Below are 23,871 nucleotides of genomic sequence, written 5' to 3'. Positions count from 1 at the left end.
AGGCGCGACAGGCGGGCCGCGGCCCACACACATAATTACGCTGCTGCCTTACCTGCAAACATGACTCTGTGGTAATTTGTGTGTCCTTAAAGAAATACATAGAAACGGTAGATGCTGCACCATGTTCTTGCGACAATTTGTAAATAATAATAACGCCGCCGTGGTGGAGATGAGCAGGGCCGATTTTCTCAAGGCTAACCTGCGCCTGATCCTGGCCTGGCCCTTGCTGGGGCTGGTCCTGTGCGCGGTACTGTGGACGGCCACCTTGCTGCAGCTGGAGGCGGAAAAGAAGGTGGCGCAGCAGCAGGCGCTCGACAGCGTGTCTTCCTTGTCGAAAGCGTATGGCCAGTATCTGCTGCGCACGCTGGAACAGATGGACCAGCTGACCTTGCAGCTCAAGTATGAGTGGGAAAATTCGCGCGGCCAGCTGCGCCTCGATCACTTGAAGACGCAGGGCATGTATGCCTTGCCGCAATTTGCCATCGTCGCCATCCTCGACCGCAAGGGCCACCCCGTGACGGCCACGGCGCCGCTGCAGCAGCTGCGCGTCAACGAGCGCAGCGATTTCCTGCTGCGCCACTGGCGCAGCAATTCCAGCGCGCTGCGCATCGCGCTGGGGCGGGCCAATGCGGCCAGCGAGGCTACAGTGCCGGGCGCCGACGAGAGCCTCGTGCATTTCACGCGCCGGCTGGAAGACGAGGATGGCAATTTTGACGGCGTGCTGCTGATCTCCATCCATTCCAGCTATTTTTCCGAATTTTACAACAGCGTCAGTTTCGGCAAGTTCGGCATATCCGCCATGGTGGGCGAAGAGGGCGAGCTGTTCAGCACGCGCCTCGGCTCGCGCGTGCTGCCGACCCCGAGCGGCGAGGGCACGCCGTTTCTCGACACCAGCTTCCTGGAAACGGACAGCGGTGCCATGCATTCGGGCGGCAGGATCGCTTTTTCCGACAAGCAAAGCCGCTATGTCGGCTGGCAGGCGCTGAAAGCCTATCCGTTTACGGCTGTGGTCGGCCTGTCGGACGGCGAAATGCTGCACCCGTACGCAGAAACGCGCAGCATTTACATCGGCATCGCGCTGGCCGTCACCGCGCTGCTGCTGGCCTTTGCCGCCGTCGCCACCGTGCTGTCGCTGCGCCTGGCGTGGCGCCACCACCAGTCCGAAGGCGTGCGCAACGCTTACCGCATGGCCACCGAAGGCACGAGCGACGGCTTTTACATCATTGCCGCCCTGCGCGGCGAGGATGGCAGCATCCTCGACTTCGAGATCGTCGACTGCAACGAGCCGGGCGCCGGCTACTTCGGCGTGCGCCGCGAACAATTGCTGGGCATGCGCCTGCAGTCGCGCGCCCACGAGCCGTATTTCCGCGACCTGATCCATAACTACCGGGCCGCCATGCAGTCCGGCTTTTCCGAGGAAGAGATCGAGTTGCCGGATGGAAACCCTTTCAAGCTGCGCTGGATACGCCGGCGCCTGGTGCGCAGCGGCGACCGCCTGGCCGTGACCCTGCAAGACATCAGCACGGCCAAGGAGCATGAACGCGACTTGCGCCGCCTGGCCAATGAAGACGGCTTGACGGGCTTGCCCAACCGCTACTGGCTGCAGCAATTCCTGCCCGGTGCCCTGGGGCGCGCCGCCATTGCGCGGCAGATGCTGGCGCTGCTCTTCATCGACCTCGATGGTTTTAAGGATATCAACGACACGCAGGGCCACGCCGAGGGAGACAAGGTGCTGCGCGCCGCCTCCTTGCGCCTGAAGGCCGTGCTGCGGCCGGGCGATCACGTGGTGCGACTGGGCGGCGATGAATTCGTCGTCGTGCTCGACCCGGTGGAAGACGATAGCCGTGCAGAACAGGTGGCGCAGCGCATCGCCATCGCCTTCGATGAACCGTTTTACCTGGGCAGTGAACGCCACAAGATGGGCGCTTCGATCGGCATCAGCCTGTATCCGCGCGACGGGGCCGAGACGGAAGTGCTGCTGAAGAATGCCGATATCGCCATGTACGCCGTGAAAGTGGCGGGCAAGGGCCATCACCGCTTCTTCCAGCCCGAATTGTTCGAAACCATCCGCAACCGCCGCGAACTGGAGCAAAGCCTGGTGACGGCGCTGGAGCAGGACCAGTTCCTCGTCGTCTACCAGCCGCGGGTCGACGCCATGAGCGGCCAGCTGTGCAGCATGGAGGCGCTGGTGCGCTGGCAGCATCCGCAGCACGGCATGGTGCCGCCGCTGGAATTCATCCCTGTGGCCGAGAGCAGCGGCCTGATTTCGCAGTTGGGCGAGGTCGTCATCGAAAAGGTCTGCCTGCAAATGGCGCGCTGGCAAGCCAGCGGGCTGGAGCTGGTGCCCGTCTCGATCAACGTCTCGGCGCGCCAGTTCGGCCGTGGCGACGTGCATCAGGTGCTGGCGTCCGCACTGACGCGCCATCGCATCGATGCGCGGCTGATCGAGGTGGAAATCACCGAATCGGCCATGATGGATGAGCAGAACCGCGCCGTGGAGCAGCTGTCGGCCATCCGCGCGCTGGGCGTGCGCCTGCTGGTTGACGATTTCGGTACCGGCTATTCGTCGCTGTCGCAGCTGCAGAAGTTCGCCATGGATGGCTTGAAGATCGACCGCGCCTTTACCATGGAGCTGGGCCGCTCGGAGCAGGGCGAGGTCTTCGTGCGCGCCATCCTGTCGATGGCGCATGCGCTGGGCATGAGCGTGGTGGCCGAAGGGGTGGAGACGCGCGAGCAGCTCGACATTCTGCGCGCGCTGCAATGCAACGAAGTGCAAGGCTATTTCATTTCGCGCCCTGTGCCGGCCGAACAGATGCTGGGGCTGATGCAGCAGCGCTTTCTGATACCGCTTCCAGCGCCCGTGCTGCCTCCCTGCAGCCCCGTGATTGGTGAGGAAAACAACGCTGTTTCATAAAAAGAGCGAACGTTCGCTTTTTTTTAAAAAATATTATATGCTTCGCTCATGCCGTCAGTGAATTGGAGTTCACGGCGGCAAGAACAGTGCAAGACGGGTGAGGTTGAGCTACCCGAGACAATGTGACGAAGACACTTCATATAATAAAGAGAGACTAACTTGAAACATAAATATCTGCCCCTCCTCATCGTTGCCGCGTTCGCCGGCATCTCCTCCACCGCACAAGCATCGGGCTACCGTTTTGGCTCGCAAAGCGTTTCTGCGCAGGGCACGGCCGATGCCAGCGGCGCCGAAGCGGCCGACGCATCGACCATTTTCTACAACCCGGCCGGCCTGTCGCGCCTGGAAGGCATGCAGTTCGTTGGCGGCGGCACCCTCGTCGTGCCGCATTCGACCTACCAGGATACGGGTTCGAAGACCTTCACCGGCCGCAATCCAGGCGGCACCACCAAGGATTACGCGCCGGATGCGGTAGTCGCGCCAGCCCTGTACGCGAGCAAGAAGGTCAATGATCAATGGACCGTCGGCATGGGCCTGTTCGTGCCATACGGCGCCAAGCTCGATTACGGCAACGACTGGAGCGGCCGTTATGCGATCACCAACATCAAGCTGGAAGCCATCGCCCTGAATCCTTCCGTTTCCTTCAAGGTCAACGAACACCACTCCTTCGGTTTCGGCGTCACCGCCGAGCACATGAAGGCGGAACTGGGCCAGGCAGTCGACGTGCCGGGTTCCGTGGCCTTCCTGGCTCAGCACGCGCCAGCCGCGTCGCAAGCCTTCCTGGCCAATATCGCCAAGACGCAGGGCCTGGCCGCCGCGCAGGCAGCTGGCGCAGCACTCAAAGGCGCCAAGGATGGTCATGCCTCGATGGATGGCGACGACTGGGGTTTCGGTTTCAACCTGGGCTATCTGTACCAGATGAATGAAGGCACGCGTTTCGGTATTTCCTACCGTTCGTCGATTTCGCACAAGCTGAAAGGCGACACGATCTGGGACTTCTCGCAAGTGTCGGACAACGCTGCCGTAAATGCCTTCATCTCCAAGGCATCGAACAAGGTCAATTCCAAGGCGCTGGTGGAAGTGCGCACGCCGGAAACCCTGTCGGTCAACGCCTTCCACCAGATGGATGATCGTTGGGCCTTGATGGGCGACGTCACCTGGACCCGCACTTCGCGCCTGGAGAACCTGGATATCCAGTTCCCGCCAACGGCCGAAGGCGCCGAGCGCATTCGCCAGAACTGGAAAGACACTTACCGCGTCTCGCTGGGCACCAATTACAAGTACAGCGAAAACCTGCTGCTGCGCGCCGGTATCGCGCATGATCAGGCGCCCGTACGCAGCGCGGAACTGCGCCACCCGGCCTTGCCGGACAGCGATCGCATGCAGTACTCGATCGGCGCGAACTGGAAACTGAACGCCAACTCCTCGCTGGACCTGGCTTACAGCTTCATCGACTTCAAGGATGCTGACGTCAACTACACAAACGACTGCTCGCCTGTCAAGACTGGCTGCACCGGTAACGGTGAAACCACCAAGGGCCTGTTCAAGACCCGCATGCAGTTGATCGGTCTCGCTTATAACTACAAGTTCTAAGCAGGTAGTGGCGGCCAACCCGGCCGCCATGAAAGGAAAAAAGCGCCTTCGGGCGCTTTTTTTTTGGGTGCATGGGTTTTCGGAAGTTGTCGGGTTACGCGCTGCGCGCTAACCCGACCTACCCGACCTGCGCTGCTCAGGTCCTGGCGCGCATCGCCTGATCCAGCAAGGTCAAGGCCAGCCGTACGCAGTCGTCCGACAAGTCCAGCAAGTTATCTCCCACATACCATTCCACCACGCTGTGCCCTGGCAGGGCGGCGTGGCTGGCGCGGCCGAACAGCCAGATGCCGTGCTCCTCGGCCACCTGGTTGCGGATGGCGATGGCCCGCTCGCGCGAGACGGGCAAGTGCAGGTGCAGCATGTTGGCCTGCGGCTGCGCAGGGTTGACGGCGATGCTCGGAAAGTCACGCAGCAGCGCGTACAGCCACTGCGTGCGTGCGAAATAGCGGGGCATGGCGGCGAGGCGCGCGTCGAATTGCATGGCGGCTGCCACCACGTAGGGCGTGCGGTGGACGATGTTGCCGCCCTGGCGGTGAAACCACGCGCGCGCGCGTTCGACAAACGGGCGGCTGCCGGCCAGCATGGCGCCACCGAGGCCGCCGATGCCCTTGTACAGCGACACGTAGACGGAGTCAAAACCATCGCAGATGGCGGGCAGGGGTTGCTTGAGACCCGCTTGCGCTTCCCACAGGCGCGCGCCATCCATGTGCAGGTGGATGTTGTTGTCGCGGCAGTGCCGCTTGATGTCGTTTAACTCATCCCAGGACGGGCACTGGCCGCCGATTTCGCGCATCGGCAGTTCGACCTGGGCGGCGCCCAGCGCATCGGGCACGGCACGCAAGTCGTCCACCGTCCACGGACGGTGCGGGTCGCCGATCATCAAACCCGTGAAGTGCTCCAGCAATGCATGGTTGCCCCGCTCGTGGCGCAGGATGTGCGACGTCGGATGCAGCGCCACCAGCGAGGAACCGCGGTCCTGGCAAGCCAGGCGCAGGGCCGTCACCTGTGTCATGGTGCCCGTGATGCAGAACACGGCCGCTTCGAAGCCGAGCAGGCTGGCGACCTTGTTTTCGAACTGTTCGATCAGTGCGCCTTCGCCATAGGTATCGTGCGCGATGTCGTTGGCCTCGCACCAGGCGGCCATGGCGGCGAAAGTAGCCGCTGGCGTGGGCTGGCGGTGGCCCGGCAGGATGGTGTGGCAGTGCTGTCGCAGTTCGGCTTCAGTCAAGGCGCTTCTTCCTCAAAGTGTGGCGGTGGCCAGTTTCGCGCCGAAGCCGATGAACATGGCGCCCACGCCGCCGCCCATGCCGGCCGACAGGCGGCGACGGCGGCGGAAGGTCTCGGCCAGGCGTGCACCGACAAAGATGATGGCCGTCAGGTAGGTAAAGCTGATCACCTGGCAGATCAGGCCCAAGCCGATGAAGGACAGCACGGGTTTTGAAAAGGCCGGGTCGACGAACTGGATGAAAAACGAGATGAAGAACAGGATCGCCTTCGGATTCATCAGGCTGATGATCAGGGCCTTGCGGAACGGGTCGCTTTCCTTGACGGGCGCTGGCGCAGCTGCCGCTTCGCCTTCAGCGGGCGCGGGCGCGCGCAGCTTGCGCCAGCATTTGACCAGCATCTGCAGGCCGATCCAGCCCAGGTAGGCCGCACCGATGTATTTCACGACATAAAACAGGGCCGGGCTGGCTTTCAGCAGCGAGGCGACGCCGCAGGCCGACAGCACCATCAAAATCAGGTCGCCGGCGAAGATGCCGAAGGCGCCCTGGTAGGCGGGCCGCACGCCGCGCTGGGCGGCCACCGACAGCACGTACATGGAGTTGGGGCCGGGCAGGATGACGATGAAGATGGTCCCCAGTAAAAAGGTCCAGAAATCGGTGATGCCCAGGTTGGCGTGAAAAAGTGCGTTCATGATTATTCTGCTGGATTGAGCTGTACGTGATGGAATTGCAGTGCGGCCAGGTTCGCATAGATGCCCCCGAGCGCAACCAACGACGCATGCGTGCCCGTCTCGACGATCTTGCCGTCTTCCATGACGATGATGCGGTCGGCCCGCTGCACGGTGGCCAGGCGGTGCGCGATGATGACGGTGGTGCGGCCCACCATGGCCGCTTCCAGCGCCTTTTGCACCAGGCGTTCCGATTCCGCGTCCAGCGCGCTGGTCGCTTCGTCGAGCAGCAGCAGGGGCGGGTTTTTCAGCAGGGCGCGGGCGATGGCGATGCGCTGGCGCTGGCCGCCGGACAGGCGCACGCCGCGTTCGCCGAGGAAGGATTTGTAGCCGTTTGGCAGGCGTTCGATGAATTCGTGGGCAGCCGCCATTTTCGCAGCCGCAATGACTTCCTCGTCGCTGGCGCCGGCGCGGCCGTAGCGGATGTTTTCCATGGCGTCGGCCGAGAAGATCACGGTATCTTGCGGCACGATGCCGATGGCGTCGCGCAGGGTGTGCAGGTCGAGCTGCTTGATATCCACGCCATCGAGGCGGATGCTGCCGCTTTGCGGGTCATAAAAACGTAAAAACAGCTGGAACAGCGTGGTCTTGCCGGCGCCCGACGAACCGACGACGGCTACCGTTTCGCCGGCGCGGATATCGAGGCTGACGTGATCCAGCGCGTGGGTGTCCGGGCGCGACGGATACGAGAACATGACATCGTCCAGCGACAGCGAAGCGCCGTTTGCGGCGCGCGCCGGCAGCTGCAGGGGCGTGACAGGCGACTCGATTGCCGATTTGACGGCCATCAGTTCCAGCAGGCGCTCGGTGGCGCCGGCGGCGCGCTGCGCTTCGCCCATCACTTCAGACAGTGCGCCGATGGCGCCGGCCACGATGGACGCGTACAGGATGAACTGCCCCAGATCACCGCCCGTCATCGAGCCTTCCAGCACGGCGCGCGCGCCCAGCCACAGCACGAAGACGATGGTGCCGAAGACCAGCAAAATCGCGATCATGGTCAGCAGGGCACGCGCGCGGATGCGGCGCATGGCCGTCATGAAGGCGCCTTCGACGGAGTCGCCAAAGCGTTTCGATTCGATTTTCTCGTGCGTGAACGCCTGCACGGTGGGCATGGCATTGAGGATTTCGCCGGCCATGGCCGAGGCGTCGGCGATGCGGTCCTGCGAATCGCGCGACAGCTTGCGCACGCGGCGGCCAAACACGATGATGGGCACGACGACGAGGATCAGCAAGCCGATGATGATGCCGGCCAGCTTGGCGCTGGTGACGAACAGCATCACCAGGCCACCCAGGAACAGCAGCACATTGCGCAGCGCCATGGAGATGCTGGTGCCGACCACGGCCTGTATCAGGGTTGTGTCGGTGGTGATGCGCGACAGGACTTCGCCCGTCTGCGTGGTTTCAAAGAATGCCGGGCTTTGCGTGACGACGTGGCGGTACACGGCGCTGCGGATGTCGGCCGTGACGCGCTCGCCCAGCCACGACACCGTATAAAAGCGCGCCGCCGTGGCCAGCGCCAGGATGGACGCCACGCCGAACAGGGCGAGGAAGACCAGGTCGACGTGCTGGATGCTGCTCGAGCCAGCCGCGCCGCCGAAACCGAGGTCGATCATCTGCTTGAACGCGGCGGGGATGGCCAGGGTGGAGGCGGCGGCCACCACCAGCGCGATACCGGCCAGGAAGAACTGCTTGCGGTACGGCGTCAAAAAGGGCATCAAGCCCTTGAAGGCGGCCAGGCTGCCTTTCTTCAGTTCGCGGCTGGTGCCGGTGTCGGGGGAGGGCGCTGCGCTTGCTGCGGTGCTGCTGGTATTGCCTGTATCTGTGCTGGTTGTCATTGTTTTTCGCTTAGTAGGTACTGTATCCGGTCTTGCTTGCTTATCATTGCTTACAACTTCATCGGCTGCACATAGCCCGTCATTTCCAGGTAGGCGCGGCCCACCGGCTGGCCATCGCGCTCCACCGTCACGGCGCCTTCCCAGTACACTGCCCCCGTCGAGCGGCGCGAATCGAGTTCCTGGTCGGCTTGCAGTGGCTTGATCTGCCAGCGCGTGGAACCAGTACGGATCTCGGTGGCGACCGGGTATTGGGCCTGCGTGCGGGGCGAGCGCCACAGCTGCGTGGGCGTGAAATCGACCTCGCCGGGAGCGAACTGCGTCATCTTGCCGGACGCATCGCGCCATGTCGCGTGCGCCCATAGTTTAGCACCTGTCTTGCTGCGGATCTGGAAGGCCATCAGGGCGCCGCCGTCAGCGAGGTTGGCGCCTATCCAGTTCCAGCCGCTGGCGTCCGCATCGAGCACCTGGCTCGACCACTCGTGATCGAGCCAGGTGGTGCCCGTCACGGCCTCCGCCTTGCCGCCCGCACGCGCGATCGTGCCACGGGTCGCAAGCTGCGGCTCGCTGTAATAGTAACTGCTTTGCGCGGGCCGCGCGCCCTTGCGCGAGTAGCCGCCGTCACCCTGCAGCAGCACGGGCTGCGTGGGGGCCAGGGTCAGCTGCAGTGTAAAGTCGCGCGCGGCCAGGCTGACCTGGTAGCTGCCATCGGCTTGCCGCTGCATGCGCCAGTCGTCCAGTTTCACATCCGTGTCGCCCACCTTGGCGTAGGCCAGGCCGAAGCCCTCGCGCGCGCTTTTCTCGTCATGCAGCAGTTTGCCCACCTTCGGGTCGGACAGGGCCGCATGGCCGATGATCAGCTGCTTCGGCGCGAAGGCGCTGGGGTTGTCCGCATCGGACGCCGTGGCGCTGCGAAAGAAGGTCACCTGGTAGCCCAGTTGCTCGCCGCCGGCGGTTTTGACCCAGCCCGTGGCGTACCACCATTCCGTTTTATATGCGGGATGGGCGCCGAAATCGTGCGGCAGGCGCAGGCTTTGCCCGGCCGGCAGCGGCGTGACGGGGGCGAAGGCGGGCGGCGCGGCGATGGCGGCGGCGCTGCAGAACAACAGTAGACAAGTTAAACGGCGCATTACCAGTCCTCCCTGACGGCGCGGATGGGGCCAGCGGACAGGGCTTGCCGGCCCGCGATGAGGGCAGTCAGGGCGGCCGCCGTCAGCAGGGCGGCTGCCACGCTGGCGATCAAGGACCACGGCAGGTGCAGCTGCATGGTCCAGTGGAACGATTGCGGATTGACGATGAAGACCAGCACAAAGCTGATCAACAGGCCCAGAACAAAACCGGTGGCGATGCCCAGCGCCGTCAGCGCGCCGCCTTCCAGCGCCAGGATGGCTAAAATCTGCCCGCGCGTCACACCCACGTGGCGCAGCATGCCAAATTCCCGCGCGCGCGCCAGGGTTTGCGCGGAAAACGTGGCGGCCACGCCGAACAGGCCGATGACGATGGCGATCGCTTCCAATAAATAGGTGACGGCAAAGCTGCGGTCGAAGATCTGCAGGCTCAGGGCGCGGATGGCCGACGGATTCGACACTTCCAGGCTGGCGCCGAAGGGCAGCGCTTTCAGGCGCTGCTGCAGCTGCTCGCCCGTGGCGTCCTTGGCCAGCCACAGGGCCGCATCGCTGACATCCATGTCGCCGGTCAGCGCGCGGTAGTCGGCCAGCGGCATCTGGATGGCGCCGGACGAGCGCGCATAGTCGCGCCAGATGCCGGCGATGAAGAACTGGTGCAAGCCGCCCGCCAGCGGTAGGGCGATCTGCTGGCCCGGTTTGACGTTGTACAGGTCGGCCGCCGCCTCGGACAGCCAGACGGGCCGGCTGCCCGCAGGCACGGGCAGGGTGTCGCCTACCAGCACCATGCTTTTGCCCGGATCGGCCAGGTTGACGGGGCGCGCCAGCAGCATCACGTTCGGGCGGTCCGGCGCCAGCGAAAGCGAGCGCAGACGCTGAAAATCCACCCTGGCCACGCCGGGCAGGGCGCTGATGGCGGCTTGTTCGCGCGGGTTCAGGCCCGCCGTGCCGCCGCTGGCGATCGTGCGCGTATACACGTCGGCCGGCAAGATCTGCAGCAGCCAGTCATCGACGGAGACGCGGAAACTCGACACCATGATGGCCATCGCCACCATCAGGCTAAAACTCGACAGCACGCCACCGAGCGCGATGCCGGCCTGGCCCGAAGCATTCGCCAGGCGGGACAGGGTCAGGCTGCGCACGGGGGCGTGGCTGCTCGCGTCCGTGCGCAGCCAGGCGCGCTGCAGGACGCGGAAGACGACGGCCGCCAGTTGCGGCATCAGGGCGATGGCGCCGATCAGCAGCAGCGCGATGGACAGATAGCCGAACAGCGGCAGCTCGAACACGGGTGGCAAGAACGTCAGGGCGCCGGCCAGCAGCAAACAAGCGAGCGCGGGCCAGGTTTTCGCCAGGCGCGTCGTCACGACTTCTTCGCTGCCCGATTTGAGGGCGATGGCGGGGGCGGCGCGCGCCGCTTCCAGCGCGGGCGCCGCGCAGCCCAGCAGGGCGACGCCGAGGCCGAGGGAAAAATACACGAAGGCGGCGACGGGCGTGAATTGCACCTGCGGCTGCACGCCCGCGAAATAGCCGGCGCCCAGGTCGCCGCCGAAGAATCGCAGGGCGACAGCGGCCATGGCATAACCGCCGGCGATGCCCAGCGCGGCGCCGACCACGCCCAGGCTGGCGCCTTCCAGCAGCACCTGGCGCAGCAATTGTCCCCGCTCCATGCCCAGCACGCGCAGCAGCGCGAACTGGCCGCGGCGGCGGATGACGGACAGCGCCTGCGTGGAAAACACCAGAAAGGCGCCCGTAAACAGGGCGACGAGGGCCAGCACCGTCAGGTTGACCCGGTAGGCGCGGCTGAGGTTATTGTTGCGGCTATTCTGGTTTTCGTCATTCGGCTGGCCCACCTGGAAACGCCCCGGGTATCGGGCTTCCAGTGTGCGCGCGAGATCGGCCTGGAAGGCGTCGCGGTTGACGCCCTGGCGCAGTTTCAGATCGATGCGCGACAGCTTGCCCAGCTTGTTGAAGCGCCACTGCGCCGCGCCGATATCCATCACGGCGATGCGCTGGCCGGCGCGCGCGCGCTGCAGCGAACCGGCCACGCGCAGCGGCACCTGGCCCGTACCCGATTGCAGTGCAATCGTGTCGCCCTGCGCCACACCGAGCCAGCGCAAGGCGGCCGGCGATAAAAAGATGGCGTCGTCGGCCAGGGTGTCGAAAGGCTGGCCCTCGGCCGGCGCGCCGATCAGGTCGGGCGAGATGAAGCCGGCTCGGAAGACGTCGAGCGCCAGGATGTGCAGCGGGCCGCCGTCCTTGCCAGCATGGCCGGCCACCGCAGCGTGCAGGTCCAGCACGGGCGAGGCCACGGCTACGCCGTCGCGCTGCGCCAGCCATGGGTAGATGCTTTCGTCGAACAGCGCTTCGCGCCCGGCTACCTGCACGTCGGCCTGGCCGGACAGGCTTTTGACGGCCGTGGAAAATTCGTTGAAGGCGGCCGCGTTGATCAAATGGATGGCAAAGCCCAGGGACACGCCGATGGCGATGGCGAGTATGGCGACGAGGGCGCGCACGGGATGCGCGCGCCATTCGCCCAGCAGCAGCCAGCGCGACAGCAGGCGCGTCGTTGCCGGGCTGGCCAGCGGCGCACTCAATTCAGACATTCGACGGCCAGGCGTTCGCCGGCGCGCCGCGCTTTCAGTTGCGCCGCGTCGCGGTTCTTGTCGCCCGCGCCGACGGCGTCCTGCGCCGCCCATTTCTGCTCCAGGCGCAGCCTGGCGCACTGCTTGTCATGCGTTTCCTTCTGTTTGGCGGCCCGTTCGCGCGCCTGGTCTGCCAGATTTTCCTGCTTCTTGCGTGCCGCTTCCAGCTGGCTGGCCGCCCGTTGCTGGCGCGTCGCCGCGCCCTTGTCGACGGCAGGCGGGGGCGAGGGGATTTCCAGGATCTGCAGCTGGCCGCCCGTGCAGGGCGCGGCGCTGTAGCTGGTCTGGCCATCCTGCACGCATTTGTAGACGTCCTGCGCGCCAGCCTGGCCGGCCAGGCCCGTGCAGATGGCAAACAGGAAGAACGGTGTTCTCACAGGATTTTCCCCGGATTCATGATGTTCTGCGGGTCCAGCGCCTGCTTCACGGCGCGCATCAGTTGCAGTTCCAGCGGCGACTTGTAGTGCGCCAGGTCGTCTTTTTTGAGGGCGCCGATGCCGTGTTCGGCCGAGATGGAACCACCAAAAGCGTGCACCTGGTCGTGCACGATGCGGTTGATGGCGTCCTGGTTGGCCAGGAAGTCGCGATCCGTCATGCCTGGTGGCGGCGCCACGTTGTAATGCAGGTTGCCGTCGCCCAGATGGCCGAAGCACACCAGCTGGCAGCCGGGGAAGGCCGTTGCCAATGCCACGTCCGTGACGGCGATGAAATCGGCGATACGGGAAATCGGCAGCGAGATATCGTGCTTGATGTTCTTGCCCGCCTGCGCCTGCGCCAGCGGGATGTGCTCGCGCAGCTGCCATAGTCCCTCGGACTGCGCCACGGAACTGGCGACGACGGCGTCTTCGATCAACTCATCTTCCAGGGCCGCGCCGATGCTCGCCTCCAGCAATTCCACGGCGTGCGCCTCGGACTGGCTGCTCGACAGCTCCAGCAACACGTACTGGCAATGCGGCTCGGCGAAAGGACGCGGCAGCTGGGGGAACTGCTCCGCCACCAGTTGCAAGCAATACTGCGACATCAGTTCAAAACCCGTCAGGCTGGCGCCGCAATGGTCTTGCATCAGGCTTAATAAACGCAGGGCGTGGGCTGGCGAGGGCATGGCGGCCAGCGCCGTGATGCAGGCTTTCGGCTGCGGATACAGTTTCATCACCGCGCCGGTAATGACTCCCAGGGTGCCCTCGGCGCCGATGTACAGGTCGCGCAAATCGTAGCCGGTATTGTCCTTGCGCAGGCCGCGCAAGCCGCTCCAGATCTCGCCCTGCGGCGTGACCACTTCCAGGCCCAGACAGAGCTCGCGCGTATTGCCGTAGCGCAGCACGGCAGTGCCGCCCGCATTCGTCGCCAGGTTGCCGCCGATGGTGCAACTGCCCTCGGCCGCCAGCGACAGGGGGAACAGGCAGCCGGCGGCGACTGCCGCTTCCTGGATGGTTTGCAAAATGCAGCCCGCATCGACCGTGATGGTGCGGTTGACGGGGTCGAGTGCGCGTATGCTGTTCAGGCGCGCCAGCGACAGCACGATGGCCGTGCCGGCAGCGTCCGGGATGCTGCCCAGGACCAGGCCCGTATTGCCGCCTTGCGGCACGACGGGGACTTGCCATTGCGCGCAGGCGCGCAGCACGCCTGCCACTTGTTCCACGGTGCCGGGCCGCAGCACGGCCAGTGCCTTGCCGGTAAACCGGTCGCGCCAGTCGGTGAGGAAGGGCGCCATGTCGGCGTCCAGGGTGAGGACATAGGTGTCGCCCAGCAGGTCGCGGCAGGCGGCGAGGAAGTCGGCTTGGTCAGTCATAGTCTGTTCGATCATTTCTTGATGCTCACTTTATTCACTTTTTCCAGCAGCTCTTTGGCCATGCGCTTGGCGGCCTTTTTGTAAGGACGCAGATACAGCACGGCGCAGAAGAAGTAGATGCAGACGATGGCCGCCTCGCCCCAGGCCATCATGGCGGAGACGGGATTCGTGTCGCTGTAGCCGCGCACCACGCCCTCTGTAAAATACAGCAGGATCACCATTGACGACCATTGCAGGGTGTAGACGTCGCGCTTGATGACGCCGTACAGGGGAATGAACAGGGGCGCTGCCTTCAGCACGACCCAGGAGCCACCCGGCTGCAGCGGCGCGACGACGGTTTCCCACAGCAGGCACCAGATGATCAGGGTGACGAGGCTGGCGATGGCGCCCCAGTGAAAATACTTGTGCAGTGTGCCGTGCATCATGCGCCCGCCAGTTTTGCGGCGTTTTCCGCCAGGCGCCGGCCCAGGGCGATGGCCAGGCGTTTTTCATCGTCGCTGAGCGCCTTGTCGCCAGCGATGCCCGACCAGTGCGTGGCGCCATACGGCGAGCCGCCCGTGGAAGTCGTCATCAGTTCGGGATGCGTGTAGGGCAGGCCCATGACCAGCATGCCGTGGTGGAAAAGGGGGATCATCATCGACAGCAGGGTCGATTCCTGGCCGCCGTGCAGGCTGCCCGTGGACGTGAACACGCAGGCGGGCTTGCCGGACAGGCTGCCGGCCAGCCAGTCGCTGGCCGTGCCATCCCAGAAGTACTTCATGGCCGCGGCCATGTTGCCGAAGCGCGTAGGCGACCCCAGGGCCAGGCCCGCGCATTCCTGCAAGTCTTCCAGTTCCACATAAGGAGCGCCATCAGGCGGGACTTCCGGCGCCGTCGCTTCCGTCACCGTCGAGACGGCGGGCACGGTGCGCAGGCGCGCGTCGCAGCCAGGCACGCTTTCCACTCCCTGGGCTATCAGCTCGGCCAGCTGGCGCGTGGCGCCATGGCGTGAATAAAACAATACGAGAATAATCAGATTGGTTGGCTTCATCATTGGTATTATAGGGCGCTTTACAGCCTGATACGACTGCTGTCATGGCGCCGTTCTGATTTTGCACATGTTTTCAAAATATATACTCCCCATCTTTCAATACCTGTGGCGCACCTTGCACATCGGTGCCGACATTGTGCGCGGCCTGACGTGGTCCGAAACGCGCGACCTGCTGCAGTTCGCGCGCCGCCGCGTGCGCGAGGAAAGCTTGCCGCAAGTGGCCGGCAGCCTGACCTTCGCCACCGTGTTTGCGCTGGTGCCGCTGCTCACCCTGGCCCTGGCCATCTTCACCACTTTCCCCCTGTTTAATACCTTCCGCCACGCGCTGGAAGACTATTTCGTGCAAAGCGTGATGCCCAAGGGGATATCGAACACCATCCTCGATTATCTGACCACGTTTGCCTCGAAAGCCACGCGTTTGTCGGCCATCGGCGCCGGTGCCCTGATCGTCACTTCGGTAGGCATGATGGGCTTGATCGAACGCGTCTTCAACCGCATCTGGCGCGTGCGCCAGGAGCGCCGCTGGACCAAGCGCCTGCTCGTCTACTGGGCCATCGTCACCCTGGGGCCGCTGCTGGTGGGCGTCTCGCTGACGGTGACCTCGCGCCTCTTCATGGCCACCAGCGGCGTGGTGGGCGCCGTGCCTTTCATCGGCGCAGTGTTTTACACGCTGGTGTCGATCGGCCTGACCATGCTGGCGTTTACCTTGCTCTACATCGCCGTGCCGAACCGCGACGTGGATTGGCGCGACGCGGCCTGGGGCGGCTTGCTGGCGGCGCTGGCGTTCGAGGTGGCCAAGCGCGGCTTCGGTGAATTCATCCAGGAATTCCCCACGTATTCGCGCATCTACGGCGCGCTGGCCGCCTTGCCCCTGTTCCTCGTGTGGATTTACCTGAGCTGGATGATCACCCTGGTGGGCGCCTTGCTGGTGGCCGCCTTGCCCGTCGTGAAATACGAGCGCTGGTGGTACGAGGCGGCGCCCGGCAGCGAATTCGTCGACGCCGTCGCCATCCTGAAGGTGTTGCACCAGGCCTGTCACTGCGCCGATTCGGCCCTGGTGGGCGCGGCAGAAATCCGCCGCAGCACGCGCCTGGGCTTCGAAGAGATGGAAACCCTGCTCGACAAGATGGTGCAGCAGGGCTGGGTGGGCAGGGTCAACGTGGAGGGCGCCGTGCGCGTACAGTGGGGCAAGCGCGTGGCCGACAGTTCCGACCATTGGGTCTTGCTGGGCAATGTCAACCGTATCAGCCTGGCCGACGTCTACCGGCTGTTCGTCTTCGGCGGCATGCGCGTGAACTCCGGCTATCCGGCCGGTTCCACCAATGAGCGCGATATCCAGGCGGCCATCGATGCAGCCGCGCTGGCGGCGCAGGTGGAAAACGCCGTGGAGCAGGGACTGGGCCTGACCTTGGCGCAGCATTTCGGCGAAGTACGCTGCGCCTGACGCTCGATCAGGTGTTCAGCCTGTCGTACAGCAGGGCATCGAGCGCGCCCGTCAGCGTATTGCCCTCTTCGTCGAGCAGCGTGTAATCCTGCTGGCTGTCGCCCAGCGAGGCGCTGCCCTCGATGCCACACACCAGTTGGTAGGTGGCGTCATCGATCGCCAGCTTGATCAAGGCCAGGACTTGCTCGCGCTGCCCCTGGGCCAGTGCCAGCCCGTCGAGCAGGGCGCCAAGCCGGGTCTCTCCCTGGCTCCCCTGCGCATACAAGGCCAGCAGCGACGCATTGGATGCGACGACATCATCGATGAATTTTTTCGCGTGCATGGATGCCTTGTATTGGAAAAATCACAGCAGCACGGGCCGCAAGGCCGCCTGCAGCGCCAGCTTGCTGAACGCGGCCGCATCGGACGCGCGCACCACGCCCAGGTAATAGGTGTCTTCGCCACCGTGCAGGTTGACCAGGCGCAGCTGATGCGGCGCCAGGTGGGCGGCAATGGCGGCCAGGCCCTCGGCCATGGCGTCGCCATCCTCGCGCTGCGCCCACGAAAAATCGCGCAGCGCGGGCAGGCCGATATGCTGACCGATGCGTGGCACTTCATCGACGGCTTTCCAGTCCAAGGTGGTGCCGTGGCCCAGCGCATCGGCGGCCGTGGACCAGAGCAGGAAGAAGCACGCCGCCTCGGGCGAATCGCCTTCGTATTCCTCTTCCGGGTCGTCCTCTGCCAGTTCTTCGAGCGTGATGTCCACGCAGCGCGCGGCCAGCTCCGCATCGCCTTGCAAGAGCAGGGCGGCCATGGCGCGCAACTGCTCGCGGTCGGCCTTGGCCAGGATCTGCGCTGGCGTAAAGCTGCGGCGCCTGACGGGCTTCTTTTTACCCAGCCCCATGGCCTCGTTCAATTGCGCCGTGATGGCCGCCTTGAAGTTGTCCACGGTGTCGAACTGTTCCAGCAACTGGCCCGTGAAATCCATGCTCCAGGCCATACCCTCCTTGACCACATATAAAAAGTCGCTTTGCACGGCCACGCCGCGCAAATGGTGGGCGGGCGGATACAGCGGCGTAAACGCCTGCTTGCCATCCAGGGTCAGCATGCAGGCCAGTCCCTGCGCATCGATGGCGAAGATCAGGTTCTTGCGCAGCTTAGGCGGCGACGAGGTGGTGGCGCAGTCGATGGCTTCGTACTGGCATGGCGCCAGCAGCTCGCCCTGGCTGTTCGCCATGCCAAACAGGAAGCGGCCGTCGATGCGCTGGCTGACGATGGCGATTTTCTTCTTCGTGCCGAAATCCTGCACGGAGCTGTAGGCCGGCGGCAGCACTACCTTGCCCATGGCGTCGAGCACGCCGCAGACATTGCGCTCGTCATCGTGCGCCTGGCGCTCGATGTCGATATAGCCATCGTCGCGCTGGCCGATGTGGTCCACGCCGTCCATCAGCAGCGCACCATCGGGCAGGCGCAGCAAGCGGCTGGCGCCGTCCGGATCGATCTGCTGCAGCAAGTGGGGGCTGATCACGTACAGGGCGCCGGGTGCGGGCGGCAGCACCACCGTACCGTTGAGATCCAGCACGCCGTGCGCATCGGGTGCGTCCGCCGTGGCAAAGGTGATCCAGCCATCGTCCGCGTAGTAAACGCCCAGGTCCACACAGCGTTGCGACAGCGGCACGATCCAGCGGCCGTAGGGCGTGACCAGGCCGGTGACCTCCGGTTCGCCAGCGGCGCGCACTTCATAGCACAGCGCATCTGCCTCCCATCCCACCACTTCCAGGCCTTGCAGGAAAGGCAGTTCGTCCGCGCCGAGTTCCTCGACATCGGCCAGCTGCGCATCGGCCGTGGCGGACCAGTAGCCAGTCGCCGGCGAAGTGGCGCCGGCGGCCAGCAGGGGCGCCAGGGCTTCCTTGTCGCCACGCAGCAGGGCAAGGTGCAAGGCTTGCGCCTCGGCGCGCAGGGCGTCGAGCGCGGCGGCGTAGTCGGGCGTGTCGATATCGTGGGGGACCAGCTGCACGCAATCGAGGATCAGCCACGCCTGGCCGCCGGCCAGCAAGGTGCTGATGGCGCTGCGCGCGACGATGGCGGCTGCGTCGCGCGGCTTGTCCATCAGCGCGGACAAGGCTTGCCAGCTGGTCTGCGCCTGCGCCATCGGCGCGGCCAGCACGCAGGGGCAGTCTTCGCCATCGCCGTAGATGGGCCAGGCGACGGCTTGCGTGCCGGCGCCGATGAGCAGCTTGAACAGCGCAGGTACGTCCAGCCGCCATTCGGCCAGGCCGGTAATCGTCTCGGTGTCGAATCCGGCCTGGCCGGGTAAAAAGGCGGTGCTGAACAGGGCTGCGGTGTTGATCATGGATATTTGTCTGAAAGTGAACGGGGGGTTTACGGCGCTGGCGGCATGACCCAGTGGGCCAGCGCGCTGCGATCGAGTCCCAACTGCTTGGCCACGGCGGCCGCCTCGAAAGCCCACAGGCCGTAGTAGCCGCCCAGGCCCTGTGCGCGCAAATGGCCGTTGAACCAGTCTTCGCGCACCAACGCGCCATGCCAGGTGGCCAGGTAGTGCCGCAGGTGCTCGAGCTGCTGCGCGCGATCGTCCGTATCCAGGCACTCGAACAGGGCCGAGTAGGGCTCGGCGAAATACCATTCGTCGACGGCGGGACGCTGCGGATCGATGGTCGCCAGCAGTGCCTCAACCACGCCGTCTTCGCCATCGAAGGCCGTTTGCAGGGCGGCCAGGCGGGCAGCCAGGTCGTGGCGGCCGAACAGCAGGGTCGCGCCCAGCAACTGCAGAGTGCGCGCGTAATCCGTCAATTGTTCGAAATCAAAGGCGGGCAAGGCATCGTCATCGTAGGCCGCGGCCAGGGCAGCGCGCGCCGTTTCGCAGGCGGCAATCGCCGTTTCCAGCGCCGTTTCCACGTCAGGCAAGGGCAAGCCAGCCGTGTAGCGCAGCGAGAAGACCTGGTACGCCGTGCTGGCGGCCGCGCACGCCCAGTAGGCCGCGTCGCCGCCATCGATTTCCGCCTGCGCCTGCGCGCGTCCGTAGGCAGCGAGCAGCGCATCGAGGTAAGTCAGGTTGCGGCCAAAGTCGAACGCAGTGCCGAACGTCTCGGGCGGCGTCTGGCGCGGCGCGCAGGGCCAGGCCCCGGACGAAGGCGGGCAGGTGGCGGCGCAATCGCGCTGGATGGCCCAGTCGGCGAAGACTTGCTGCATATACTGCGCCGTCTCGTCGTCGTGGGCGATGGCGCCGACCCCCACCATGGTCGTGCCCAGCAGGGTGTAGCCAGGGAAGCGGCTGCTCTCGTAGGCGATGGTGGTCACGCTCTGGATGGCCTTGCCGTCGCTCAGGTCGCGCACGCGGAAGTACACGTCGTCCCAGCCGGCCAGCGGTGGCGCTGGCTGGCCAGGCGGCAGGGTGGTCCAGCTGCCGTCGTCCTGCTCTTCATAGGCGTCGAGCAGCTCGTCGAGGCCGCCGGGGCGGTCGATGCGGTTGTTGGCGTCGTATTGCAGGCCCAGTTCGGCCGCGAAGGCTGCCGCGTGGCGGCCCTCGAAGACCAGGTACTGGGAGCTTGTGGTGCCGACCAGCAGATCCGTGTGCTGGCCCGCCACGACCAGCGCCTGCGGCAGCCGGCACCATTGGTAGTACGGAATGCCGGCCATGGGGCCGCCTTCGTCCGCCAGCGGGTTAGTGAAACGCAGCTGTTCCAGCCATGTATAGCGTGCGTGCCGCTGCGCTTCCGTGCCGCTGCCCCGGCCAGTCAATTCTTCAAACAGGGTATTCAACAACATCATCCATCGATCCTAAAAAAGTGTGCGTGGCGTGGCGTCATGCCGGGGTGCTTTGCGCAAACGCAAACAGCGCGTCGAGCACGGCGTCCGGCTGCTCGGCCATCAATTCATGTCCGCTGTCGACCTGCACCACGGTGCCATGCGCGATGGCCGCCGTCAGCAGCCTGGTCGACTTGGGCGGCGTCATCATGTCGCGCGCGCCGAAAATGAATAAAGTGGGGCAGTGTACCGAAGCGGCGGCGATTTCGCCGTTCGCGTAGGCGTTGCAGGCGAAAAAATCCGTGTGAAACACGTGAGCGGGATTGAGGGCGGCGATGCGCTGTTTCAAGCGCCGCGCGCCGCCCATGGCATAAAAACCCGGGCCGGGAAACGACGGCTTTTGCGCGATCGACGAGTGCGACCAGATGTTGACCATGTCGATGGCCGCCTGTTCGTCCTGGAGCGCCGTTTCCAGCAGCGCCGGCGAGACTTTCATCGGGTAGGTGGAACCGAGCATGGCCAGGTGGCTGACGCGATCCGGCGCCAGGAATGCCGCTTCCAGCGCGATCAATGAGCCCATGCTGTGGCCGATCAGCATGGCCTTGTGCGCACCAGCTGCGTCCAGCACGGCCAATATCCAGCGCGCCAGCTCTGCGACATTATCCTTTGCCGTACCCAGGCTGCGCCCGTGGCCCGGCAAGTCGACGGCCAGCACGTTCCAGCCGTGGTGGGCGAAATAGCGCGTTTGCAGGGCCCACACGGAATGGTCGTTCTGTGCGCCGTGGATGAAGACGGCCGTGGGCTGGCTCGGGTTGTATGGTTTGCCGCCCGTGTAGCAGTAGGCCGTGGTGTTTTCGATGGTGAGCAGCATGTCAGGCGCCTTTCTGCGACAGTTTCAGGCTGCGGGCCAGGTCTTCGATCAAATCGTCTGCGTCTTCCAGGCCCACCGACAAACGCATGGTGCCTTGCGTGATGCCGGCCTGCGCCAGTTGATCGTCCGGCACGCGGAAGTGCGTGGTGGAGGCGGGGTGGATGACGAGCGACTTGGCGTCGCCCACGTTGGCCAGGTGCGAGAAGATCTTGAGGCTGTCGACGAAGCGCTGTCCGGCCGCGCGGTCGCCGCGCAGGCGGAAGGTGAAGACGCCGCCCGCGCCTTTCGGCAGCAGGGTCTTTGCCAGTGCGTAGTCGGGGTGCGATGGCAGTTCGGGGTAGGACACGGCATCCACGGCCGGATTGGCCAGCAAAAAGTCGATGATTTTGCGCGTGTTGGCCACGTGGCGGTCCATGCGCAGGCCCAGGGTTTCGATGCCCTGCAGGATGGCGAAGGCATTGTGCGGGCTCATGACGGCGCCGAAATCGCGCAAGCCTTCGCGCCGCGCGCGCAGGGCGAACGGCGCCACCGTCGATTCCTCGGCGAAGACCATGCCGTGAAAGCCGTCATACGGTTCGCACAGTTCGGCGAAACGGCCCGTCTTGTCGTAGGCCGTCTGCCAGTCGAAGGTGCCGCCATCGACCAGCAAGCCGCCGATGGCCGTGCCGTGCCCGCATAAAAACTTGGTCGCCGAGTGGAATACCAGGTCGGCGCCATGCTCGAAGGGGCGCAGCAAATACGGCGTGGTAAAGGTCGAATCGAGCATCAGCGGCAGCTGGTGTTCGTGCGCCAGGGCGGCAATCGTCGGAATATTCAGCACGTCGAGGCCGGGATTGCCCAGCGTTTCGCCGAACAGCACTTTCGTATTCGGGCGGATGGCGGCGCGCCAGGCATCCACGTCGCGCGGGTCGACAAACGTCGTCTCGATGCCGAAGCGTTTTAATGTGTAGGCCAGCAGGTTGTGCGAGCCGCCGTACAGGGCGCGCGAAGCGACGATGTGCGAGCCGGCGCCGGCGATGGTACATAAACCAAGGTGCATGGCGGCCTGGCCGCTGGCCGTGGCGATGCCGGCCACGCCCCCTTCGAGCGCGGCGATGCGCTCTTCCAGCACGGCGTTGGTGGGATTCGAAATGCGCGAGTACACGTGGCCGGCCCGCTCCATGTTGAACAGCGAGGCCGCATGCTCCGAACTCTTGAAGGCAAACGAAGACGTGAAATGGATGGGCGTGGCACGCGCGCCCGTGGCCGGGTCGGGCGCCGCGCCCGCATGCAGGGATAAAGTATCGAAACCGGGGTATTTCGGGCCGCTCATGGTGTCTCCGCCAAGTTTTATAGTGGCAAGATCGTAACCTGATTTAGCGCTGAGTAAAAGGCCTCGCGTGCAGGGCGCATGGCGCCGTGCTGGCGGGCCGCGCGTGTAACTTGAAGTCGAAAAAAGTAACCGGCGGCGCGTGGCGGTGGTAGGATGCCGTGTCAGTGATATTCGGGCTGTTCGACCTTCGCGCGTGCGCCGCACCGCGGGGAAGCAGCTGCACACGAACGAAATCCTGGGCTTCAGGCGCACTCACATGCATGTCCACCAGGAAAAATTCTATGCCCGCAATATCGTTCGACGGCGCCCTTGCCGTGCCCGGACCATCTATCGTTGACGGCCTGTGCCGCGCTGGCTGGCTCCTGCAAGAGCAATTCATTTCCCCTGAACTCAGCCGCGAGTTGGCCGCCGAATGCGTGCAATCCATGCTCAGCGGCAAGATGAAGGGCGCCGGCGTGGGCAGCGGCCATGCACCGCTGCTGCAGCCGGACATTCGCGGCGACCATATCGCATGGCTGGAAGCGGGCCGCTCAAGCGCCTGCGATCGCTATCTGCAGCATATGGAAACGTTGCGCCAGACCCTCAATCGCGAGCTGTTCCTGGGGCTGGAAGAGTACGAAAGCCATTTTGCCCTGTATGCGCCGGGCGCCTTTTACCGGGCCCATCTGGACCGTTTCCGCGACGATGACAAACGCACCGTGTCCGTCGTGCTGTACCTGAACGACGACTGGCTGCCCGAACACGGCGGCGCGCTGCGTTTGCGCCCCGATGGCGGCCCCAGCGTGGATATCGCGCCCGAAGCAGGGCGCATGGCCATGTTTTTGTCGGGCGAGATGCTGCACGAGGTGCTGCCGACGGCGCGCCAGCGCTTGTCGATAGCAGGTTGGTTCCGCCGCCGCGCGTGATGGAAGGTGGCGCGCAATCCCCCTCGATTTGATTGCGCGCAAGGCTGGATTTTTCCGCAGGCATAGGCTACAGTCGCAGTAAGGGCTAGAATAACTAAAATACCAATCACGCGGACAGGACGGCCAATATGAAAGTATCTGAAATTCTCCAAGTCAAGGGCAACATCCTCTACACGGTCACGCCTGACCAGCCCCTGCTTGACGCGGCCAATACCATGGCTGAAAAAGACATCGGTTCGCTGGTGGTCATGGAATTTGGCGACCTGGTCGGCATGCTGACCTTCCGCGAAGTGCTCAACGCGCTGCACGAGAACGCGGGCCAGATCGGCGGCGGCACCGTGCGCAAGCACATGGATGACCATCCGATCACCGTCACCCCGGATACGGAAGTGAATGAAGTGCGCCGCATCATGCTGGAAAAGCACGCGCGCTACCTGCCCGTCATGAACGCCAAGACCTTGCTGGGCGTCATCTCCTTCTACGACGTGGCACGCGCCGTGCTCGAAGCGCAAAGCTTTGAAAACCAGATGCTGAAAGCGTATATCCGCGATTGGCCGGCTGAAACCACCGACTAAGCTTCGTTCATGTAGTAAAGACAACGCCGGCACTGCCGGCGTTTTGCATTGGCAGTCCGGATTTGCTTGTTATTTGTCAGCAATAGATTTGGTAGTGGGAGTTAGTATTACTGCAGGCAATGTTCTGTATGGTCATTCACAACGG

Annotated in this window: 19 protein-coding genes; 5 read left to right on the top strand and 14 right to left on the bottom strand. The window is 64.5% G+C overall.

What is annotated here, in order from left to right; translation table 11 throughout:
- Window positions 1–121 precede the first annotated feature (121 nt).
- Entirely contained in the window at window positions 122–2,914 is a 2,793-nt protein-coding gene (locus tag C8C92_RS17395) for an EAL domain-containing protein (RefSeq protein WP_243420259.1), read from the top strand.
- Window positions 2,915–3,073: 159 nt separating this feature from the next.
- Complete coding sequence (locus C8C92_RS17390) at window positions 3,074–4,507, top strand: OmpP1/FadL family transporter (RefSeq protein WP_116744744.1); 1,434 nt, start codon at window positions 3,074–3,076, stop codon at window positions 4,505–4,507.
- 136 nt (window positions 4,508–4,643) lie between these two features.
- Here C8C92_RS17390 and C8C92_RS17385 read toward each other — a convergent pair whose 3' ends face one another.
- From C8C92_RS17385 to wrbA, 9 genes are read right to left on the bottom strand one after another with little or no spacing between them, the layout of a single operon-like run.
- Window positions 4,644–5,735 (bottom strand): beta-eliminating lyase-related protein, encoded by a 1,092-nt coding sequence (locus C8C92_RS17385; protein ID WP_116744743.1) that lies wholly within the window; start codon window positions 5,733–5,735, stop codon window positions 4,644–4,646.
- 12 nt (window positions 5,736–5,747) lie between these two features.
- The gene (gene leuE / locus C8C92_RS17380) at window positions 5,748–6,422 is read right to left on the bottom strand and encodes a leucine efflux protein LeuE (RefSeq protein ID WP_099763502.1); all 675 of its coding nucleotides are present in this window, start codon (window positions 6,420–6,422) and stop codon (window positions 5,748–5,750) included.
- Window positions 6,423–6,424: 2 nt separating this feature from the next.
- Window positions 6,425–8,293 (bottom strand): ABC transporter transmembrane domain-containing protein, encoded by a 1,869-nt coding sequence (locus tag C8C92_RS17375; protein WP_116744742.1) that lies wholly within the window; start codon window positions 8,291–8,293, stop codon window positions 6,425–6,427.
- A gap of 50 nt (window positions 8,294–8,343) precedes the next feature.
- Complete coding sequence (locus tag C8C92_RS17370) at window positions 8,344–9,420, bottom strand: carotenoid 1,2-hydratase (RefSeq protein WP_116744741.1); 1,077 nt, start codon at window positions 9,418–9,420, stop codon at window positions 8,344–8,346.
- Window positions 9,420–12,017 carry an FtsX-like permease family protein gene (locus C8C92_RS17365; RefSeq protein WP_116744740.1) on the bottom strand — a complete coding sequence of 866 codons (2,598 nt, stop codon included), beginning with the start codon at window positions 12,015–12,017 and terminating at the stop codon, window positions 9,420–9,422. Before C8C92_RS17365 ends, C8C92_RS17370 begins: the two co-directional genes overlap by 1 nt.
- Window positions 12,005–12,433: a DUF4124 domain-containing protein gene (locus C8C92_RS17360; RefSeq protein ID WP_116744739.1), complete on the bottom strand. Its 429-nt coding sequence runs from the start codon at window positions 12,431–12,433 to the stop codon at window positions 12,005–12,007. Before C8C92_RS17360 ends, C8C92_RS17365 begins: the two co-directional genes overlap by 13 nt.
- On the bottom strand, window positions 12,430–13,845 hold the full coding sequence (locus C8C92_RS17355; RefSeq protein WP_165829473.1) for an FAD-binding oxidoreductase: 1,416 nt from the start codon (window positions 13,843–13,845) through the stop codon (window positions 12,430–12,432). Before C8C92_RS17355 ends, C8C92_RS17360 begins: the two co-directional genes overlap by 4 nt.
- An 11-nt stretch (window positions 13,846–13,856) precedes the next feature.
- Window positions 13,857–14,270: a DUF2069 domain-containing protein gene (locus C8C92_RS17350; RefSeq protein WP_099763508.1), complete on the bottom strand. Its 414-nt coding sequence runs from the start codon at window positions 14,268–14,270 to the stop codon at window positions 13,857–13,859.
- Entirely contained in the window at window positions 14,267–14,875 is a 609-nt protein-coding gene (gene wrbA, locus C8C92_RS17345; RefSeq protein ID WP_099764561.1) for an NAD(P)H:quinone oxidoreductase, read from the bottom strand. Before wrbA ends, C8C92_RS17350 begins: the two co-directional genes overlap by 4 nt.
- 67 nt (window positions 14,876–14,942) lie before the next feature.
- On the opposite strand from wrbA, the gene C8C92_RS17340 reads away from it, so the two are divergent.
- Window positions 14,943–16,319: a YihY family inner membrane protein gene (locus tag C8C92_RS17340; RefSeq protein WP_099763509.1), complete on the top strand. Its 1,377-nt coding sequence runs from the start codon at window positions 14,943–14,945 to the stop codon at window positions 16,317–16,319.
- A gap of 7 nt (window positions 16,320–16,326) precedes the next feature.
- Here C8C92_RS17340 and C8C92_RS17335 read toward each other — a convergent pair whose 3' ends face one another.
- Genes C8C92_RS17335 through C8C92_RS17315 form a run of 5 tightly spaced genes read right to left on the bottom strand, consistent with a single transcriptional unit; the run spans window position 16,327 to window position 22,246 of the window.
- On the bottom strand, window positions 16,327–16,641 hold the full coding sequence (locus C8C92_RS17335; protein WP_116744737.1) for a hypothetical protein: 315 nt from the start codon (window positions 16,639–16,641) through the stop codon (window positions 16,327–16,329).
- Between the two features lie 21 nt (window positions 16,642–16,662).
- On the bottom strand, window positions 16,663–18,651 hold the full coding sequence (locus C8C92_RS17330; RefSeq protein ID WP_116744736.1) for a WG repeat-containing protein: 1,989 nt from the start codon (window positions 18,649–18,651) through the stop codon (window positions 16,663–16,665).
- Window positions 18,652–18,680: 29 nt separating this feature from the next.
- On the bottom strand, window positions 18,681–20,087 hold the full coding sequence (locus C8C92_RS17325) for a PoNe immunity protein domain-containing protein (RefSeq protein WP_116744735.1): 1,407 nt from the start codon (window positions 20,085–20,087) through the stop codon (window positions 18,681–18,683).
- A 34-nt stretch (window positions 20,088–20,121) separates the two neighbouring features.
- Complete coding sequence (locus C8C92_RS17320; protein WP_116744734.1) at window positions 20,122–20,934, bottom strand: alpha/beta hydrolase; 813 nt, start codon at window positions 20,932–20,934, stop codon at window positions 20,122–20,124.
- A 1-nt stretch (window position 20,935) separates the two neighbouring features.
- Window positions 20,936–22,246: an O-acetylhomoserine aminocarboxypropyltransferase gene (locus C8C92_RS17315; protein ID WP_116744733.1), complete on the bottom strand. Its 1,311-nt coding sequence runs from the start codon at window positions 22,244–22,246 to the stop codon at window positions 20,936–20,938.
- Between the two features lie 281 nt (window positions 22,247–22,527).
- Here C8C92_RS17315 and C8C92_RS17310 point away from each other — a divergent pair, with 281 nt between their 5' ends.
- Window positions 22,528–23,151, top strand: coding sequence for a 2OG-Fe(II) oxygenase (locus C8C92_RS17310; protein ID WP_116744732.1), 624 nt, complete (start codon window positions 22,528–22,530; stop codon window positions 23,149–23,151).
- A gap of 128 nt (window positions 23,152–23,279) precedes the next feature.
- Complete coding sequence (locus C8C92_RS17305; RefSeq protein ID WP_010398828.1) at window positions 23,280–23,726, top strand: CBS domain-containing protein; 447 nt, start codon at window positions 23,280–23,282, stop codon at window positions 23,724–23,726.
- The last annotated feature ends 145 nt before the right edge of the window (window positions 23,727–23,871 follow it).

It is taken from the genome of Janthinobacterium sp. 78 (assembly GCF_003096775.1).
Taxonomy (GTDB): domain Bacteria; phylum Pseudomonadota; class Gammaproteobacteria; order Burkholderiales; family Burkholderiaceae_D; genus Janthinobacterium; species Janthinobacterium tructae.
Note: the sequence above shows the minus strand (reverse complement) of the source record. Positions and strands in the feature narration are given on the sequence as shown.

Bases quoted from the DNA above. Each gene is read 5' to 3' on its own strand.
- C8C92_RS17395 (WP_243420259.1), top strand. From the start codon at position 122: ATGTTCTTGCGACAATTTGTAAATAATAATAACGCCGCCGTGGTGGAG.
- leuE (WP_099763502.1), bottom strand. From the start codon at position 6,422: ATGAACGCACTTTTTCACGCCAACCTGGGCATCACCGATTTCTGGACC.
- C8C92_RS17375 (WP_116744742.1), bottom strand. From the start codon at position 8,293: ATGACAACCAGCACAGATACAGGCAATACCAGCAGCACCGCAGCAAGC.
- C8C92_RS17370 (WP_116744741.1), bottom strand. From the start codon at position 9,420: ATGCGCCGTTTAACTTGTCTACTGTTGTTCTGCAGCGCCGCCGCCATC.
- C8C92_RS17365 (WP_116744740.1), bottom strand. From the start codon at position 12,017: ATGTCTGAATTGAGTGCGCCGCTGGCCAGCCCGGCAACGACGCGCCTG.
- C8C92_RS17355 (WP_165829473.1), bottom strand. From the start codon at position 13,845: ATGACTGACCAAGCCGACTTCCTCGCCGCCTGCCGCGACCTGCTGGGC.
- C8C92_RS17350 (WP_099763508.1), bottom strand. From the start codon at position 14,270: ATGATGCACGGCACACTGCACAAGTATTTTCACTGGGGCGCCATCGCC.
- wrbA (WP_099764561.1), bottom strand. From the start codon at position 14,875: ATGAAGCCAACCAATCTGATTATTCTCGTATTGTTTTATTCACGCCAT.
- C8C92_RS17340 (WP_099763509.1), top strand. From the start codon at position 14,943: ATGTTTTCAAAATATATACTCCCCATCTTTCAATACCTGTGGCGCACC.
- C8C92_RS17335 (WP_116744737.1), bottom strand. From the start codon at position 16,641: ATGCACGCGAAAAAATTCATCGATGATGTCGTCGCATCCAATGCGTCG.
- C8C92_RS17330 (WP_116744736.1), bottom strand. From the start codon at position 18,651: ATGATCAACACCGCAGCCCTGTTCAGCACCGCCTTTTTACCCGGCCAG.
- C8C92_RS17325 (WP_116744735.1), bottom strand. From the start codon at position 20,087: ATGATGTTGTTGAATACCCTGTTTGAAGAATTGACTGGCCGGGGCAGC.
- C8C92_RS17320 (WP_116744734.1), bottom strand. From the start codon at position 20,934: ATGCTGCTCACCATCGAAAACACCACGGCCTACTGCTACACGGGCGGC.
- C8C92_RS17315 (WP_116744733.1), bottom strand. From the start codon at position 22,246: ATGAGCGGCCCGAAATACCCCGGTTTCGATACTTTATCCCTGCATGCG.
- C8C92_RS17310 (WP_116744732.1), top strand. From the start codon at position 22,528: ATGCCCGCAATATCGTTCGACGGCGCCCTTGCCGTGCCCGGACCATCT.
- C8C92_RS17305 (WP_010398828.1), top strand. From the start codon at position 23,280: ATGAAAGTATCTGAAATTCTCCAAGTCAAGGGCAACATCCTCTACACG.